Here is a 14179-nt window from a genome sequence, read left to right on the forward strand (position 1 = left end):
CCGGAAAACCCAGCACCGAAAACGATATAAGCCGCTATTACAAATGGCGTGGAAAGTCCCGCTCATCGCGAGACCTCCGGGACGACGAACTGACCACGCTGATCGAGTGCCTCTACAAGCGTCTCAACGGCCGCCCCGACGTTCGTCGTATGCGCGCGGAGCTCGCCGCCGGCGGTCACCGGGTCTCTCACAAGCGGGTGTGGCGGCTGATGAAAGCAGCAGGCTTGGAGGGTCGCCACCCGAAAGCGTGGAAGCGAACCACCGTCGCTGGCGACGACCCTGTCGCCGCCCCCGACCTCATCGGTCGCGACTTCACCGCGGCAGAGATGAACACCAAGTGGTGCGGCGATATCACTTACGTGCGGACCTGGAACGGCTGGGCGTACTTGGCCACTGTGATCGATCTGCACTCCCGGATGGTCGTCGGATGGGCCGTGGCCGACCACATGCGTACCGAGTTGGTCACCGACGCACTGGAAATGGCCATCGCTCGACGGCGACCGCCCGGCAAAGTCGTATTCCATAGCGACCGCGGAACCCAATACACGTCCACTGAATTCGACAAGTATTGTACGAAGAACAATATTCGGCGATCACTGGGACGCACCGGCATTTGTTTCGATAATGCGGTCGCAGAATCGTTTTTTGCGAGCTACAAGAAGGAGCTCATCCACACGCGTCCATGGCCCACACTCAAAGCGCTCACAAAGAGCACATTCACTTGGATCGAGGAGTATTACAACCGAGCGCGGCGACATTCAACACTCGGCTACTTGACACCAGCCGAGTTCGAACTAGGATTCAGAGACATCTACGAACTCGCGGCCTAATTCAGGTGGCCACTTTGTCGGGAACACTCCACGTTCAGTCCGCGGGAGCTGCTCCGCCGGGTCGACGCGCTGCTCGGCCGCTAGCCCCGCGGGATCCACACCGTGCTGCCCTCCTACGACGACCCCTCGCCCTCCCTGCTCGACGACGTCGCGCCGGAGATCGCCTCCGGCGTCCTCACGGCCTCCCTGTGGGTCCTCATCGCCGCGATCGGCGTACTCGTCGTGGTGATGATCTGGGCGCACGTAGCACGGGTCAGCCGCAGTCGCCGTATCGCACGCGTCCTCGAGCCACTCCGCCCGCGCCTGCTGGCGCTCGCCGCAGACGAGGAGTCCGACGACGAGTCGCTCGGGAAACTCGGCAGATACCGCGAGCGGGTCGTCGACCGGGCCGTCCTCGACCTACTCGGCAAGGTCCGCGGCGGGGCCGCCACCGCGCTGGTCGACATCCTCGACCGGCACGGCACCGTCGAGAGCGCCCTCCGCGGCGTCCACTCGTGGTCCGCCACCACCCGCGCCCGCTCCGCCCAGGTCCTCGGTGCCACCCGGCGCACCGAGTACTCCCCCGTGCTGGCCGGCATGATCTCCGACCGCGACCGGGCCGTGCGCTCGACCGCGGTGCGCGCCCTCGGGGTCCTCGGCGACGCCACCTACGCCGACGCGGTGCTCCGTGCGGTCCGCGAGGTCAAGGGGCTGTCCGGCGTCCCGGCCTACGTCGCCGCCGACGCGCTGCTCGCCATGGGCGACGACGTCCGCGAGGCGGTCCGGCGCGGGCTCGACGACCCGGACCCCGGCGTGCGGTACGTCGCTGCCACCGTCGCCTCGCGTGGGGGCATGGCCTCGCTGCTGCCCAGGGTCCTCCAGATCTTCCGCACCGATCGGGACGAGCGGGTCCGCGCGGCGGCCGCGCGCACTCTCGGGGTGATCGGCGACGCCCGCGTCATCGACGATCTCGGCCGCGCACTGGCCCCCCGCGAACCGGCGGCCGTCCGCCTGGCCGCGGCCACGGCCCTCGGAGAGATCGGTGCCCCGGCAGGTGTCCCGCTCCTGCGCTCGGTGCTGGCCGCCGGCGACCGCCGACTCGCCGAGGTGGCCGCCGGAGCCCTGGCCTCCCTCGGGAGGACCGGCCGCGAGGTTCTCGTCGAGACCCTCCGGCAGGGCGTGCTCCCGCCGGAGATCTCCGTCCGCGACACCGCGGCCACGTCACCCGCCGACCTCGCGGCCCTCGCCTCGCTCGGCGCGGTCACCGCACTCGGCATCCGTGACCGCACGCCGGACCTGTACGAGATGGCCGCGACCGCCCGCCGGGCCACCGAGAACGACCCGGAACGTGCCCCACAGGAGGAGGAGCCCACCCCGTGATCGAGACCCTCCGCGTGGTGATCGCGACGCTGCTCGACGTGATCGCCTGGCCCATCCTCGTCTATTTCCTGCTCATCAACTCCTCGTACCTGGTGCTCGTGATCGCCGCGGCCGTCGACTTCAGGGGAACGCGTCGTCGTCGTCGTCACTCCGGTCGTGTCGAACGGCTCGGCAGCCACACGGCGCCGGGCGTGTCGGTCGTCGTCCCCGCCTACAACGAGGAGGCCGGCGTCGTCGAGGCCGCCAGGTCCCTCCTCGGCCTCCGATATCACCGCCACGAGGTCATCGTCGTCAACGACGGGTCGTCCGACAACACCCTCCGCGTCCTCATCGAGGCGTTCGACCTGGTCCGCGCCGACCGCGAGGTGCCCTACGAGATCCCCACCCGGCAGACCCCCCGCGGCATCTACGTCCCCCGCGACGGCTACACCCGCCTCACGGTCATCGACAAAGCCAACTCCGGCCGCTCCGACTCGATCAACGTCGGCATCAACGCCTCCGTCGAGGACCTCATCATCTGCGTCGACGGTGACTCCCTGCTCGACCCCGACGCCCTGCTCGTCGTCACCGAACCCTTCGCCGACGACCCGCTCCGCACGGCCGCTACCGGCGGCGTAGTCCGGGTCGTCAACGGGTGCACCATCCGCTCCGGACAGATCATCGACGTCCGGATGTCCCGCAACGTGCTCGCCCAGATCCAGGCGCTCGAGTACCTGCGATCGTTTTTCCTCGGCCGCTCCGGATGGTCCAAGCTCCGCGCCCTCATCCTCATTTCCGGGGCTTTCGGCTGCTTCCGCCGTGATCTGCTGGTGGAGGTCGGCGGCCTCGACCCCGATTCCATCGGAGAGGACTTCGAACTGGTCATGCGCATCCACCGCCTGCTGCGGGAGCGCGACCAAGAGTACAGTGTCACATTCGTGCCCGAGCCGGTGTGCTGGACCGAGGTGCCGGAAACGCTGCCGGTCCTACGTAAGCAGCGCGCCCGCTGGCACCGGGGACTGTGGGAGACCCTCGTCAAACACCGCGTCATGTTCGGCAACCCCCGCTACGGGCGGGCCGGGGTCCTGGCCGTGCCCTACTACTGGGCCTTCGAACTGTTCGCGCCACTCATCGAGGCCGTCGGCCTGGTCCTCATGGTCCTCGGATTCGCTCTCGACCTGGTCAACCCCACCACGTTCTGGCTGTTCCTGGCGGTCGCCTACGGATACGCGATCGTCGTGGCGCTGGCGGCCGCCGCCGTCGACGAGGTGTACTTCTCGCGCTACTACCGTTTCGGGAGTCTGCTCTCGCTCATCAGCTCGGCCGTCCTCGAGAACATCGGCTACCGCCAGCTCCACGTGGTGTGGCGACTGCGCGGCTGGTGGCAGGCACTCCGCGGGACCGAGCAGAACTGGGGCGTCATGACGCGACGCGGATTCACGACCGAGAACGTGTCATGAGCCCGCGCGAGAAGCAGGCGCCCGAGGTCTCGCGGATCCTGCGCGACAAGAGCCGCCGGATGCTGATCCTCGTCGTGGTGGTGGCGCTGCTGGGGCCGCTGATGCTGCTCCTCCAGTACAAGCTCTCGCAGCGCACCAGCACCGTCTACACGCCGGTCGTCGACGCCACGAGCCACCTGGTGATCGCGATGCGGTGGGCCCAGTCCGACCTGCGGATCGATCGCGTCTACGACGTAACGGGGGCGGAGGACCGACTGCGGGCGCTCAAAACCGACTCCGACGAGACGCTCGCCGAGTTGGACCGGCTGATCGGCGACGACGCCGAGTTCACCCCCGCCCTGGCAAGGCTGACCGCATCGTCCGCGAGCTGGTGGTCGTACGCCGACTCGATCGTGGGGATGGAGGAGGGGTACTCGGCCGCCGACGATCCGACCGGCCGCGCGCAATCCGTCAGCGCGCTGGCCGACTTCTCCGAGATGATCGCGGCAGCGGACTCGATCCACACCCTCGCCAGTGACGAGCGCGTCCGGATGCGTGGCCTACGGACCCGGGTGCTGGTCGGCGGCTCGGCAGCGGCCTTAGCGATGACCCTCGCCGACGCCCTCGCGATCGTCCGCGGGACCCGTCGGACCGCCGAAGAGATCGTCGACCCCATCGAGGAGCTGGCCGCCGTGGCCCGACTCGACACGGTTGGCGGCCGGGGCACCCGGGCGCGCACCGACCACGGGCCGGCCGAGGTACGCGCGCTGGCCGAGGCCTTCAACACCCTGCTCGACACGCGGGACGACTATGAGGCCGGGCGCGAGGAGCAGCTCAGCAGGCTCGAGGAGCTGGACCGGCAGAAAGACGCATTCGTCTCCACGGTCAGTCACGAGCTGCGCACTCCGCTCGCGTCGATCGTGGGCTACACGGAGATGCTCTGCGACGGCGACGGCGGGGAGCTGACGAGCGCGCAACATCGCCTGGTCGGGGTGGTCCAACGTAATGCCGACCGCTTGCGCGGTCTCATCGAGGACCTGCTGATCCTCAGCCGCATCGAGGCGCAGAACCTCGATATCGCCCACGAGCGGCTGGACCTCGGCGAGGTGGTGAGGAACGTGACCGAGTCGCTGCAGCCCGCGGCCGACCGCGCGGGCCTGGCGCTGGTCGAACAGGTCGAGCCGGCCGAGGTCATCGGTGACGCCCTCCAGCTGGAGCGGGCCGTGACCAACCTCGTCAGCAACGCGATAAAGTTCACGCTCGGAGGTGGATCGGTCACCGTCGGCCTGACCGTCGACGAGCACGTCGCCACCGTCACGGTCGCCGACACGGGCATCGGCATCCCCGAGGCCGAACAGGAACACCTCGGCACCCGGTTCTTCCGGTCGAGCACCGCCCAGCACCGCTCGATCCCCGGGACCGGCCTGGGGGTGAACATCGTGCAGGCGATCGCCGACGCGCACGGCGGCGGCCTCGACTTCGACTCGGTGGAGGGCGAGGGCACCACGTTCCGGCTGGCGGTCCCCCTGTGGAGCGCCGGCGCCGGGTCGCCCACCACCTGAGCCGGGCTACAACCCCAGCCGCGTCCGCAGTTTCATCGCGCCGAAGTACATCGACGCCTGCCGCTTCTTGTCCGGCCCGAACGGCGGGACCATGAACTCGGCGGCCGAGTAGTCGAAGCGGTGCATGGCCACGGCCCGCTCGTGGGTGAAGGTCCGGAAGCCGTGGTGCCCGTGGTAGTTGCCCATGCCGGAGTTGCCGACGCCGCCGAAGGGGATGGCGGAGGAGACCATGCCGATGCCGAAGTCGTTGCCGTAGATGTTGCCGGAGCGGGTGCGGTCGGCGACGGTGTCGAAGCGGTCGTTCTGCTCCCCGTACCAGTAGAGGACGAGCGGGCTGGGACGGTCGGTGATGTACCGGATGGGCTCCTCGACGCTCTGGTAGCCGAAGACGGTGAGGACGGGGCCGAACACCTCGTCGGAGTCGATGTCCATCTCCGGGGTGACGCCGGTGAGCAGGGTGGGCGCGATCTTGCGGGTGACCGGGTCGGGCAGACTCTCCCCCGCCGGTGCGGCTTCCCGCTTGGTCGCGCCCTTGGCCACGGCGTCGTCCACCAGCCCGACGATCCGCTCGTAGTTCGAGGTGTTGACCGTGGCGGTGTAGTCCGGGTTACCGACGATCGCCGGCAGGGTGCGACGCCACTGGTCCAACACGGTCTCGCAGAACGCGTCGTACTGGTCGTCGTGCACGAACACGTAGTCCGGGCACATGCAGACCTGACCACCGTTGACCAGGCGGGCGGAGGCGATGTTGCGCGCTGCCCGCTCGAGGCCGGCGGAGGCGTCCACGACCACCGGGTTCTTGCCGCCGAGCTCGAGGGTCACCGGGGTGAGGTTCTCGGCGGCGTCCCGGGCGATGGACTTGCCGACGCCGGGCGAGCCGGTAAAGAACAGGTGGTCGTACGGGAGGCGGGAGAAGTCGGACCCGCGGCCGTGTTCGGGGCCGGCAAAGGCCAGCTCGTCGACGGCGAAGTATTCCGGCGCCCGGCTGCAGAGCACCTCCGTGGTGTGCGCGGTGACCGAGCTCGGGCGGATCATCACCCGGTTGCCGGCGGCCAGCGCGGAGCCCGCGGGGACAATCGTGAGGTAGAGCGGGAAGTTCCAGGGGCCGATGATCCCCACGACGCCCTTGGGGTCGTGCCGGATCTGCTGCGTGAAGCCCAGGCGGTCCAGGGCGCGCGAAGGCCGGGTGGGCCTCATCCACTTGCGGACGTGGCCGCGCTGGTGGTCCAGGTCCGGGATCGAGGAGGCGATGTCGGAGAGCGTGGAGAGCGTCTCGGGGCGGGAGCCGTAGTCCTCGCGCATGGCCTCGGTGAGCTCGGCGGCGTTGTCCAGGACGAGCTTCTTGAGCCGGCTGATGCGGTCGCGGCGGATCTTGGCGCCGGGCTGCGGGTCGGCGAGGAAGGCCTGCTGCTGCCGCTCGAGGATCTGCGCGAGCGTGAGGTCGCGGGCGGTGGGGGTCGTGGCCATGCCCCCAGGGTAGAACGTGTTCTCGCCATGTGCGAGCCGGCTGGAAGCACGGGACGTTACAGAAGATTCTAAATAGGTGAATATTTTCACAAAACTCTTATCGAGTAGCCAATCGCTTGGGGACGTGCTTACATCGCCCATGTCACATTCCTCCACACGTAAGGAGGAGAATCCATGCGCACTCGCGTCACTCTCGCCGCGTTCGCGGTCGCCGCCCTGGCGTCCACTCCCCTCGCCAACGCCCAGTCCGCCGAGTTCATGTTCGAGGCCCAGGCCGCCTCGACCGCGGCCGGCTCCAGCATCCCGGCCGGCTCGCTCGGCTCCATCGGCGCGCCCGAGGACGACGGCCCCGCTCTCGGCACCAACCTGGGTACCGTCGACGGCGACCGCTCGGTCGGCTGCGACGTCAACTGGGTCGCCGAGGCGATCAACGCCCGCACGGTCGGCGAGGGCGACCTCTACCTCGACCGCGACGGCAAGCCGGTCAACAGCCCCGCGAATGGCGGCTTCGTCTCCGAGCTGAGCTCCGGCTTCGACAGCCCCGGCGAGCTGCAGCTCCAGCACTGGATCAACGGCAACACCTTCTACTGGCGTACGCCGGTCGCCACCCAGGTGCCGATCAATGACGCGGTCCTCACCCTGACGTTCCAGCCGAACACCTTCACCGCGGCGCCCACCTCCCAGGACGTCGGCGTGTCGTTCTTCAAGCCGCGTGCGAGTGTGTTCGGCATGCCGGACTACGCTTGGTCCGACAATGCCGGAGAGCCCACCGTCTCCGGCTCGGTCGAGGAGGGCTTCACGCTCACCTACAAGCTCGGCGATCTCGACGCCAAGACGGGCGTCGGCGTCCAGGTCGGCGGCCCCGTCGCCCCCGAGACCAACTCGATGACCGGCACCGCCACCCTGACCGGCACCTACCCGGTCGGCAGCGGCACCTGCACCCCGGTGCAGGGCTCGATCGCCGGCACCCCGCTCGGCTCGCTCGCCGGTTCGCTCGGCGACCTCGGCAGCTGATCCCGCCGCACCCGAGCGCAGCACAGCGCTGACACCGAACATCGCACCCCCTGCCGATCGGCAGGGGGTGCGGTCGTTCTCAGGGCCGGTCCAGGTCCCCGGCTACGCCCAGTACGGATCCTTCAGCGTGCGCTTCATCAGCTTCCCGTTGGCCTGGCGGGGCAGCTCGTCCACCACGTCGATCGAGCGCGGCATCTTGTACTTGGCCAGCCGGGCGCTCAGGTCGGAGAGGATCTGCGCCGTGAGCTCGTCGGACTCGGTGTAGCCCTCCGCCAGCTCGATGACGGCCTTGACCTCCTCGCCCCAGTCGGCGTGCGGGATGCCGAACACGGCGGCGTCGCGGACCGCGTCGTGGCGGGTCATCTCCGCCTCGATCTCGGCCGGGTAGATGTTCACGCCGCCGGAGATGATCATGTCGTTCTTGCGGTCGCAGAGGAACAGGTAGCCGTCCTCATCGACGTACCCGATGTCGCCCATCGTGAACAGATCGCCCACGTAGGTCTTGGCGGTCTTCTCGGCGTCCTGGTGGTACTCGAATCGCGAGCCGTGCATCTGGAGGTACACGTTGCCGGTGTCCCCGGTGGGCACCTCGTTGCCGTCGTCGTCAAGGATCTTGAGGGTGGTGGTGCGCCACGGCCGCCCCACCGATCCCGGCTTGCGCAACCACTCCTCGCCGGTGATGGTGCAACCGCCGCCCTCGGTGCCGGCGTAATACTCCGTGAGCACCGGCCCCCACCAGTCGAGCATCGCCTGCTTGACGTGCTGCGGGCACGGCGCGGCGCCGTGGACGATCGTCCGCAGGCTCGACACGTCGTACGTCGCCCGCACGTCCTCCGGCAGCTCGAGCAGCCGCGAGAACTGCGTGGGCACCATGTGCGACTGCGTGACGCCGTGGGCGTCGATGAGCCGCAGCATCTCCTCCGGCGTCCACTTGTCCATGAGCACCACGGCCTGGCCCAGGTTGAGCGAGATGGCCACAAAGTTGAGCACGGCCGTGTGGTACAGCGGCGAGCCGCAGATGTGGACGTTGTCCGAGCCCTCGATGCCGAAGCCGGCGAAGAAGTAGTAGTTGGGCACCGTCACCTGGTCCGGGCTCGCCCCGGTGAGCGGGCGCCGCACACCCTTGGGCCGGCCGGTGGTGCCGCTGGTGTAGAGCATCGGTGCGCCGAGCGTGCGGTCCCGCGGCAGCGGGTCGGAGCCCTCGGCGGGCGCGGTGAGCTCGGCCAGCGGCCGGAAGCCCGGGACGTCGCCGATCGCGTAGCAGCGCGCGGGGTCGAGCCCGGCCTCGCTCGCGGCGGCGGTGGCCACGTCGGCGAACCGCTCGTCGGCCACGAACACCGTCGAGCCCGAGTTCTCCAGGATGTACGCCACCTCCGGCCCGGTGAGGTGCCAGTTGGCCGGCGCCACGTACAGGCCGATCTCCAGGGCGGCGAAGTACACCTCGAGGAAGCCGATCCCGTTGGGCGCCAGCAGCACGATGCCGTCGCCGGCCGTCAGGCCCAGCGCCTGCAGGCCGCGCGCGTAGCCGTGTGCGGCGTCGGCCAGCTCGCCGAAAATGACCTGGCGGCCCGAGGCCTCGATGACGGCGGTGCGGCCGGGCTCGGCCTGGGCGATGCGATAGACGCTGGTCACGTGCTCCCCGGTGCGGGGGTCGAGGATGCCGGCGTCGGCGGGAACGGACGGGGCGGACGCAGTCATGCCCTCCACACTAGAACGTGTTATCGCCACGACGTCGGAACTTCGGCCCAGCGCGGCACACGACGGCCACACGCCGGGCGCCGGAGGCGGGATTATCCTCGTCGTCATGAGCCCGAATCCCCAACGCCCCTCGCGCTCTCACCAGTCGCCGCGCCGCCGACTCCGCGCGACCGACGCCCAGCGCGACTCGGTGTGGAAGGCCCTCGACGCCGCCATGACCGACGGCCAACTCGACCGCTTCGAGCACCTCGAGCGCACCCGCGCCGTCCACCGCACCACCTACGTGGACGAGCTGCGCCCCCTCGTGGCCGACCTGCAGGGCGTCACCACCGACCTGCCCGACGAGAGCGGCCGCCCGGCCCGCGCCGGGGACGCCGCCGGGCTCGAGAAGCACGGGGGCGAGAAGCCCGCGGGCGACACGCGCCGGCGTCAGTGGCCGGTCGTGGCGGGCGTCGCCGCCGCCCTCGTCGTGCTGGGCGTCGCGGTGGTCGCCTCCCTGCCCCACGACACCCCGGGCCCGGGCCTCCCGTCGATCTCCGCCCCCGCCGAGCCGGGCCCGCTCCACACCAGCGAAGGCCTGGAGCGGATGCTCGCCGCCGCCCGCGAGGAGTTCGGCGACGCCCCGATCGACGTCCTCACCGTCCACGGCAACCGCGCGACCCTGATGTACGAGGACCCCACCGAGCCCGGCAAGCGCCTGTCGCACCAGTTCAGCGGGGGCGAGTGGCAGGAACCCTCGTTCCACTCGCGCACCGAGTCGGCGACCTTCCGGCTCGACGGGATCGACGCCACCACGGTCATGGACGCACTCGAGTCCGCGCCCGCCGAGCTGGGCCGCGAGGGCGCCCCGGTCAGTCACGTCTCGGTGTTCGCCGACGTGTTGGGCGAGCCCGAGTTCACCGTCGCCGTGCACGCCGGCGAACGCCTGGGCACGGTCCGCTACGACCACGACGGCGACGTCCTGCGCGTGGACGCCCCGAACTGATCCCGCCACCGGACCCGGCCGGGCCCGCGCGGGGGTAACGGAATTCTCACCCGCGGCTATCCTCGGGGCCATGGCCACCACCTCTGGTCCGGCGCCCCTCCGGGCCACGGACGCCGATCGCGCCGCCGTGCTCGACGCCCTGGACACGGCCCACGACTCCGGGCATCTCGACCGCGTGGAGCACTACGAACGCGTCCGCGCGGCCACCGCCGCCCGCCACCTCGACGACCTCCGCCCGCTGGTGGCCGACCTCCAGGGCAAGGTCCGCCTCCCCGCCGGCCGCACGCCCGCCCGTCGGACGAACACCTCGTCGTCGTCACCCCACCGCACCACCCCCCTCTCCGCCGAGCAGATCCGCGACATCGAGGTGCCGACGCAGTGGTCCACCCGCAAGAGCGTCGGCGTGGCCGCCGTGGTCCTCGCCGGGGCGCTGGGCCTGTTCCTCGCGCTGGCGCCGCTGAGCGACGACACGCGGCCGATCGACGACCCCGGCGAGTCCGTGATCGCCCGGCCCGCGCCCGCGGGGGACGAGGGGCCGGGGGCGACGACGGCGAGGCCCGCGTCTTCGACACCCCCTCGGCGCTCTCGGCGGAGGGCCTCACCCGCATCCGCGACACCGCACCCGACGCCGCCGGCTCCGAGGTGGCCACCGACCTCGTGGTGTACCCCGAGTACGCGGTCCTCACCTGGCCCGACGTGGAGCACCCCAGCCGCGAGTTCCGCATGACCTACCGCGGGGGCTGGGACGACCGCGACGACTCGCCCGCCTCACCCCTGCCCGACCCGACGTTCCGGATCGCCGACATCGACCCGGCCCTCGTCGCCTCCGTGGTCCGCGGCGCCCCCGAGACCCTCGGGATCCCCGACCCCACCAGCACGTACGTCATCATCGACGCCGACGAGCAGGGCCTGCCCCAGTACCGGGTGTACGTGAGCAACGAGGTCCACCTGAGCGGCTACCTACTCGTGGACCACACCGGAGAGCCCAAGAGCATCCACGCCCCGTAGACGGCCTCCTCAGTCGAGAAGATCCAGGTAAGCCTTCCGAGCCTTCATTGCGTGGATGATCTCGATAGAACCATCGTCATACCGCAACGCGACGATCTCGAGCACCCGACCCACAGTGTCGAACCCCAGGGCAAGAATGCGTTGTGGATGGTCATCGTCGAGTGGACCGGTCAACAGCGGAGAATCGAATGCGGTGCGAATCTCCCCTTCGGTCAGGCCATGCTTGAACGCCGACCGCCGAAGGATCACGAGGCCGAGGCCCACTCCGCGAGTGCCCTGCGGATCGCGTCGGACCGGTTGAGGTGCTCGCGCTCCGCACGTGCCATCACGGCTTCGAGCTCAGCGTCCGTCAAACGGACGGGGACGACCTTGGACGTGCCACCCGCGCGAACCGGCCTGCCCATTCGCGGGCGGAGCCATTCCGGGTCATATCCCTTTTCCGCCTCGTCGACCCACTTGTCGATCTGGCTCTCGGTCACATCGCGACCCTCGATCTTCCGCTCCATGGCGACTAGTGTAATACGAATTGTCCTCGGCGGTCACCCCCGCGCACGTGCCGTGCCCTAGACGCCCCTTCCAGGGCACCCCAGGTCAGCGCGCCGCCGCGCCGGGGGCCCCGCCGAAGCCCCTCAGTCGAGGAGCGTGGCGAGCTTCTCGATCTCCTCGACCGACCGGCAGGTCACGACGAGCATCGTGATGCCGGCGGCCTCCCACTCGGCGATCTGCTCGCGCACCGACGCCTCGTCGCCGATGATCGCCGTGGCCTCCACCATCTCGTCCGGCACCGCGGCGGCGGCCTCGTCCTTGCGGCCGGCGCGGAACAGGCGGGTGATCTCCTCGACCTCGTCCGCGAAGCCCATGCGGCGGAACGCCTCGGCATGGAAGTTCTTCTCCTCCGCGCCCATGCCGCCGGCGTACAGAGCGGTGAACGGCTTGTAGGCGTCGAGCACCGCGCGGCGGTCGTCGGTGATGTGGAGCTGGCAGAGGAACGCCACCTCGAAGTCCTCGCGGGTGCGGCGCGCGCCCGGGCGGGCGAAGCCCTCGTCGAGCCAGGCGTTGAACTCCGACGCCGTGCGCGGGGAGGCGAGGAAGCCCAGCCAGCCGTCGGCGATCTCCGCGGCCAGCGCCACGTTCTTGGGGCCCTCGGCGCCCAGCCAGATGGGTACGTCCTCGCGCAGCGGGTGGACGATCGACTTGAGCGGCTTGCCCAGACCGGAGGCGTCGTCGCCGGCGTACGGCAGCGTGTAGGCCGGGCCGTCCGAGGTCACGGGTTCCTCGCGCCGCAGGACCTTGCGGATGATGTCGATGTACTCCCGCGTCCGCGCGAGCGGCCTGGCGAACGGCTGGCCGTACCAGCCCTCCACCACCTGCGGCCCCGAGACGCCCAGGCCCAGGCAGAAGCGGCCGCCGGACAGGTGGTCGAGCGTCAGGGTGCTCATCGCGGTGGCCGTGGGCGTGCGCGCCGAGAGCTGCACGACGGCCGTCGACAGGCGGATGTTCTCCGTCATGGAGCCGTACCAGGCCAGCGGCGTGAACGCGTCCGACCCCCACGCCTCGGCCGTAAAGACGGTGTCGAACCCCGCCCGGTCGGCGGCCACTACGAGGTCGGCGTGATCGGTGGGCGGCTGCGCGCCCCAGTACCCCAGCTGCAAGGCGAGTTTCATACGCCCATCATGCACCCTCACCCGGCCGATGGAGCCGACGTTGTGGCACCGGCCCTCCGGCGCGGGCACAACCCGTTTGCCGGAACTCCTCCGCTCGACGAGTGGAACGTGTTCTACTTGCGGGCGTGACGTCCAGAGAGATCGTGGTCGACATCGCTCCCCCCGAGGAACCGGTGCTCTCGGCCCCACTGACGCCCTCGTTCGACTACACGCGCTCGACGGGCCCCGTCCTCGGCGCGTTCTTCACCGGCCTGCGCGACGGTCGCGTCGTGGGGTGCCGCGACTCCCGCGGCACCGTGCACGTGCCCCCCGTCGAGTACGACCCCCACACGCACGAGGCGCTGGACGAGATCGTCGAGATCGGTCGCGGGGAGGGGATCGAGGGCCTCGTCGTCACATGGACCTGGGTCCACTCCCCCGCCGACGTGCACCCGCTCGCCGAGCCCTTCGCGTGGGCGCTCGTGCGGCTCGATGGCGCCGACACCGCCACCCTCCTCCCCCTGGCCGCCGACGGCCCCGACGCCGTGTCCACCGGGATGCGGGTGCGGGTGCGGTGGGCCGCCGAGCGCGTCGGGTCGATCCGCGACATCGCCTGCGTGGTCCCCGTCGACGACGCGGGCAGTGCCACGGGGAGTGGCGCGGAGGGTGACGACGACGAGGTCGCCGTCGCGTCCGCCGGCGACTCCGAGCCGGTCACGACCCTCGTCACGCCCATCGGGCTGTCCGTGACCCACACGGCGGCGCCCGCGGAGAGCGCGTTTCTCCGGGCGATCGTCGAGGGCCGCCTACTCGGGCGCCGACGCTCGAACGGCCCCGAGGTGTACGTGCCGCCGCGCGACTACTGCCCCTCCGACGGCGTCGCGATGGGCGAGTACGTGGAGGTGGCCGACCACGGCACGGTGACGACGTTCGGGATCGTCAACGTGCCGTTCGCCGGGCAGTCCATCACGCCCCCCTACGTGACCGCGTACATCCTGCTCGACGGCGCCGACGTGCCCATCCAGCACCTCGTGCTGGGCTGCGAGGCCTCCGAGGTCCGCATGGGCATGCGCGTGCGCGCCGCCTGGCGCCCCGAGGGCGAGCGGCCCGCGTCGATGCAGGCGATCACGCACTTCGAGCCCAGCGGCGAGCCCGACGCCGAGCCCCACACCTACGCGAAGCACCTGTAAAGGAC

Annotated in this window: 14 protein-coding genes; 9 read left to right on the top strand and 5 right to left on the bottom strand. The window is 70.3% G+C overall.

Going from position 1 to position 14179, the window contains the following annotated elements; translation table 11 throughout:
• The 4 genes from DPA01S_RS16345 to DPA01S_RS09845 form a co-directional block, all read left to right on the top strand.
• Window positions 1-830: IS3 family transposase (locus DPA01S_RS16345; protein ID WP_157076970.1), on the top strand; the 830-nt coding region annotated here is incomplete at its 5' end.
• A gap of 102 nt (window positions 831-932) precedes the next feature.
• Window positions 933-2189 (top strand): HEAT repeat domain-containing protein, encoded by a 1257-nt coding sequence (locus DPA01S_RS09835; RefSeq protein ID WP_061915874.1) that lies wholly within the window; start codon window positions 933-935, stop codon window positions 2187-2189.
• On the top strand, window positions 2186-3628 hold the full coding sequence (locus DPA01S_RS09840) for a glycosyltransferase family 2 protein (RefSeq protein ID WP_061915877.1): 1443 nt from the start codon (window positions 2186-2188) through the stop codon (window positions 3626-3628). Before DPA01S_RS09835 ends, DPA01S_RS09840 begins: the two co-directional genes overlap by 4 nt.
• The gene (locus tag DPA01S_RS09845; RefSeq protein ID WP_061915880.1) at window positions 3625-5169 is read left to right on the top strand and encodes a sensor histidine kinase; all 1545 of its coding nucleotides are present in this window, start codon (window positions 3625-3627) and stop codon (window positions 5167-5169) included. The genes DPA01S_RS09840 and DPA01S_RS09845 overlap by 4 nt, the downstream gene beginning before the upstream one ends.
• A 6-nt stretch (window positions 5170-5175) precedes the next feature.
• Here the strand turns inward: DPA01S_RS09845 and DPA01S_RS09850 are convergent, their stop codons facing one another.
• Window positions 5176-6636, bottom strand: coding sequence for an aldehyde dehydrogenase family protein (locus DPA01S_RS09850; protein WP_061915883.1), 1461 nt, complete (start codon window positions 6634-6636; stop codon window positions 5176-5178).
• Window positions 6637-6810: 174 nt separating this feature from the next.
• Here DPA01S_RS09850 and DPA01S_RS09855 point away from each other — a divergent pair, with 174 nt between their 5' ends.
• On the top strand, window positions 6811-7650 hold the full coding sequence (locus DPA01S_RS09855) for a hypothetical protein (protein WP_061915886.1): 840 nt from the start codon (window positions 6811-6813) through the stop codon (window positions 7648-7650).
• Window positions 7651-7752: 102 nt separating this feature from the next.
• Here the strand turns inward: DPA01S_RS09855 and DPA01S_RS09860 are convergent, their stop codons facing one another.
• Entirely contained in the window at window positions 7753-9348 is a 1596-nt protein-coding gene (locus DPA01S_RS09860; RefSeq protein ID WP_181366016.1) for an acyl-CoA synthetase, read from the bottom strand.
• Window positions 9349-9454: 106 nt separating this feature from the next.
• Between DPA01S_RS09860 and DPA01S_RS09865 the strand changes: the two genes are divergently transcribed.
• From DPA01S_RS09865 to DPA01S_RS09875, 3 genes are all read left to right on the top strand, one after another.
• A complete protein-coding gene (locus DPA01S_RS09865) occupies window positions 9455-10333 on the top strand; it encodes a DUF1707 SHOCT-like domain-containing protein (RefSeq protein ID WP_061915890.1) in 879 nt (292 codons plus the stop codon).
• A gap of 70 nt (window positions 10334-10403) precedes the next feature.
• Window positions 10404-11060 (top strand): DUF1707 SHOCT-like domain-containing protein, encoded by a 657-nt coding sequence (locus DPA01S_RS09870; protein WP_061915893.1) that lies wholly within the window; start codon window positions 10404-10406, stop codon window positions 11058-11060.
• A complete protein-coding gene (locus DPA01S_RS09875) occupies window positions 11030-11341 on the top strand; it encodes a hypothetical protein (protein ID WP_157076971.1) in 312 nt (103 codons plus the stop codon). Before DPA01S_RS09870 ends, DPA01S_RS09875 begins: the two co-directional genes overlap by 31 nt.
• 9 nt (window positions 11342-11350) lie before the next feature.
• Here the strand turns inward: DPA01S_RS09875 and DPA01S_RS09880 are convergent, their stop codons facing one another.
• From DPA01S_RS09880 to DPA01S_RS09890, 3 genes are all read right to left on the bottom strand, one after another.
• The gene (locus tag DPA01S_RS09880; RefSeq protein ID WP_061227386.1) at window positions 11351-11605 is read right to left on the bottom strand and encodes a BrnT family toxin; all 255 of its coding nucleotides are present in this window, start codon (window positions 11603-11605) and stop codon (window positions 11351-11353) included.
• Window positions 11587-11847: a ribbon-helix-helix protein, CopG family gene (locus DPA01S_RS09885; RefSeq protein WP_061227387.1), complete on the bottom strand. Its 261-nt coding sequence runs from the start codon at window positions 11845-11847 to the stop codon at window positions 11587-11589. Before DPA01S_RS09885 ends, DPA01S_RS09880 begins: the two co-directional genes overlap by 19 nt.
• Window positions 11848-11970: 123 nt before the next feature.
• A complete protein-coding gene (locus DPA01S_RS09890; protein WP_061915901.1) occupies window positions 11971-13005 on the bottom strand; it encodes an LLM class F420-dependent oxidoreductase in 1035 nt (344 codons plus the stop codon).
• 125 nt (window positions 13006-13130) lie between these two features.
• On the opposite strand from DPA01S_RS09890, the gene DPA01S_RS09895 reads away from it, so the two are divergent.
• Entirely contained in the window at window positions 13131-14174 is a 1044-nt protein-coding gene (locus DPA01S_RS09895; protein ID WP_232303096.1) for a Zn-ribbon domain-containing OB-fold protein, read from the top strand.
• Window positions 14175-14179: the final 5 nt, after the last annotated feature.

The organism is Dietzia papillomatosis NBRC 105045 (assembly GCF_001570845.1).
Lineage (GTDB): Bacteria > Actinomycetota > Actinomycetes > Mycobacteriales > Mycobacteriaceae > Dietzia > Dietzia cinnamea.

Excerpts from the sequence above, each read along its gene's own strand:
- DPA01S_RS09845 (WP_061915880.1), top strand. The coding sequence starts at position 3,625 with ATGAGCCCGCGCGAGAAGCAGGCGCCCGAGGTCTCGCGGATCCTGCGC.
- DPA01S_RS09850 (WP_061915883.1), bottom strand. The coding sequence starts at position 6,636 with ATGGCCACGACCCCCACCGCCCGCGACCTCACGCTCGCGCAGATCCTC.
- DPA01S_RS09855 (WP_061915886.1), top strand. The coding sequence starts at position 6,811 with ATGCGCACTCGCGTCACTCTCGCCGCGTTCGCGGTCGCCGCCCTGGCG.
- DPA01S_RS09860 (WP_181366016.1), bottom strand. The coding sequence starts at position 9,348 with ATGACTGCGTCCGCCCCGTCCGTTCCCGCCGACGCCGGCATCCTCGAC.
- DPA01S_RS09865 (WP_061915890.1), top strand. The coding sequence starts at position 9,455 with ATGAGCCCGAATCCCCAACGCCCCTCGCGCTCTCACCAGTCGCCGCGC.
- DPA01S_RS09870 (WP_061915893.1), top strand. The coding sequence starts at position 10,404 with ATGGCCACCACCTCTGGTCCGGCGCCCCTCCGGGCCACGGACGCCGAT.
- DPA01S_RS09885 (WP_061227387.1), bottom strand. The coding sequence starts at position 11,847 with ATGGAGCGGAAGATCGAGGGTCGCGATGTGACCGAGAGCCAGATCGAC.
- DPA01S_RS09890 (WP_061915901.1), bottom strand. The coding sequence starts at position 13,005 with ATGAAACTCGCCTTGCAGCTGGGGTACTGGGGCGCGCAGCCGCCCACC.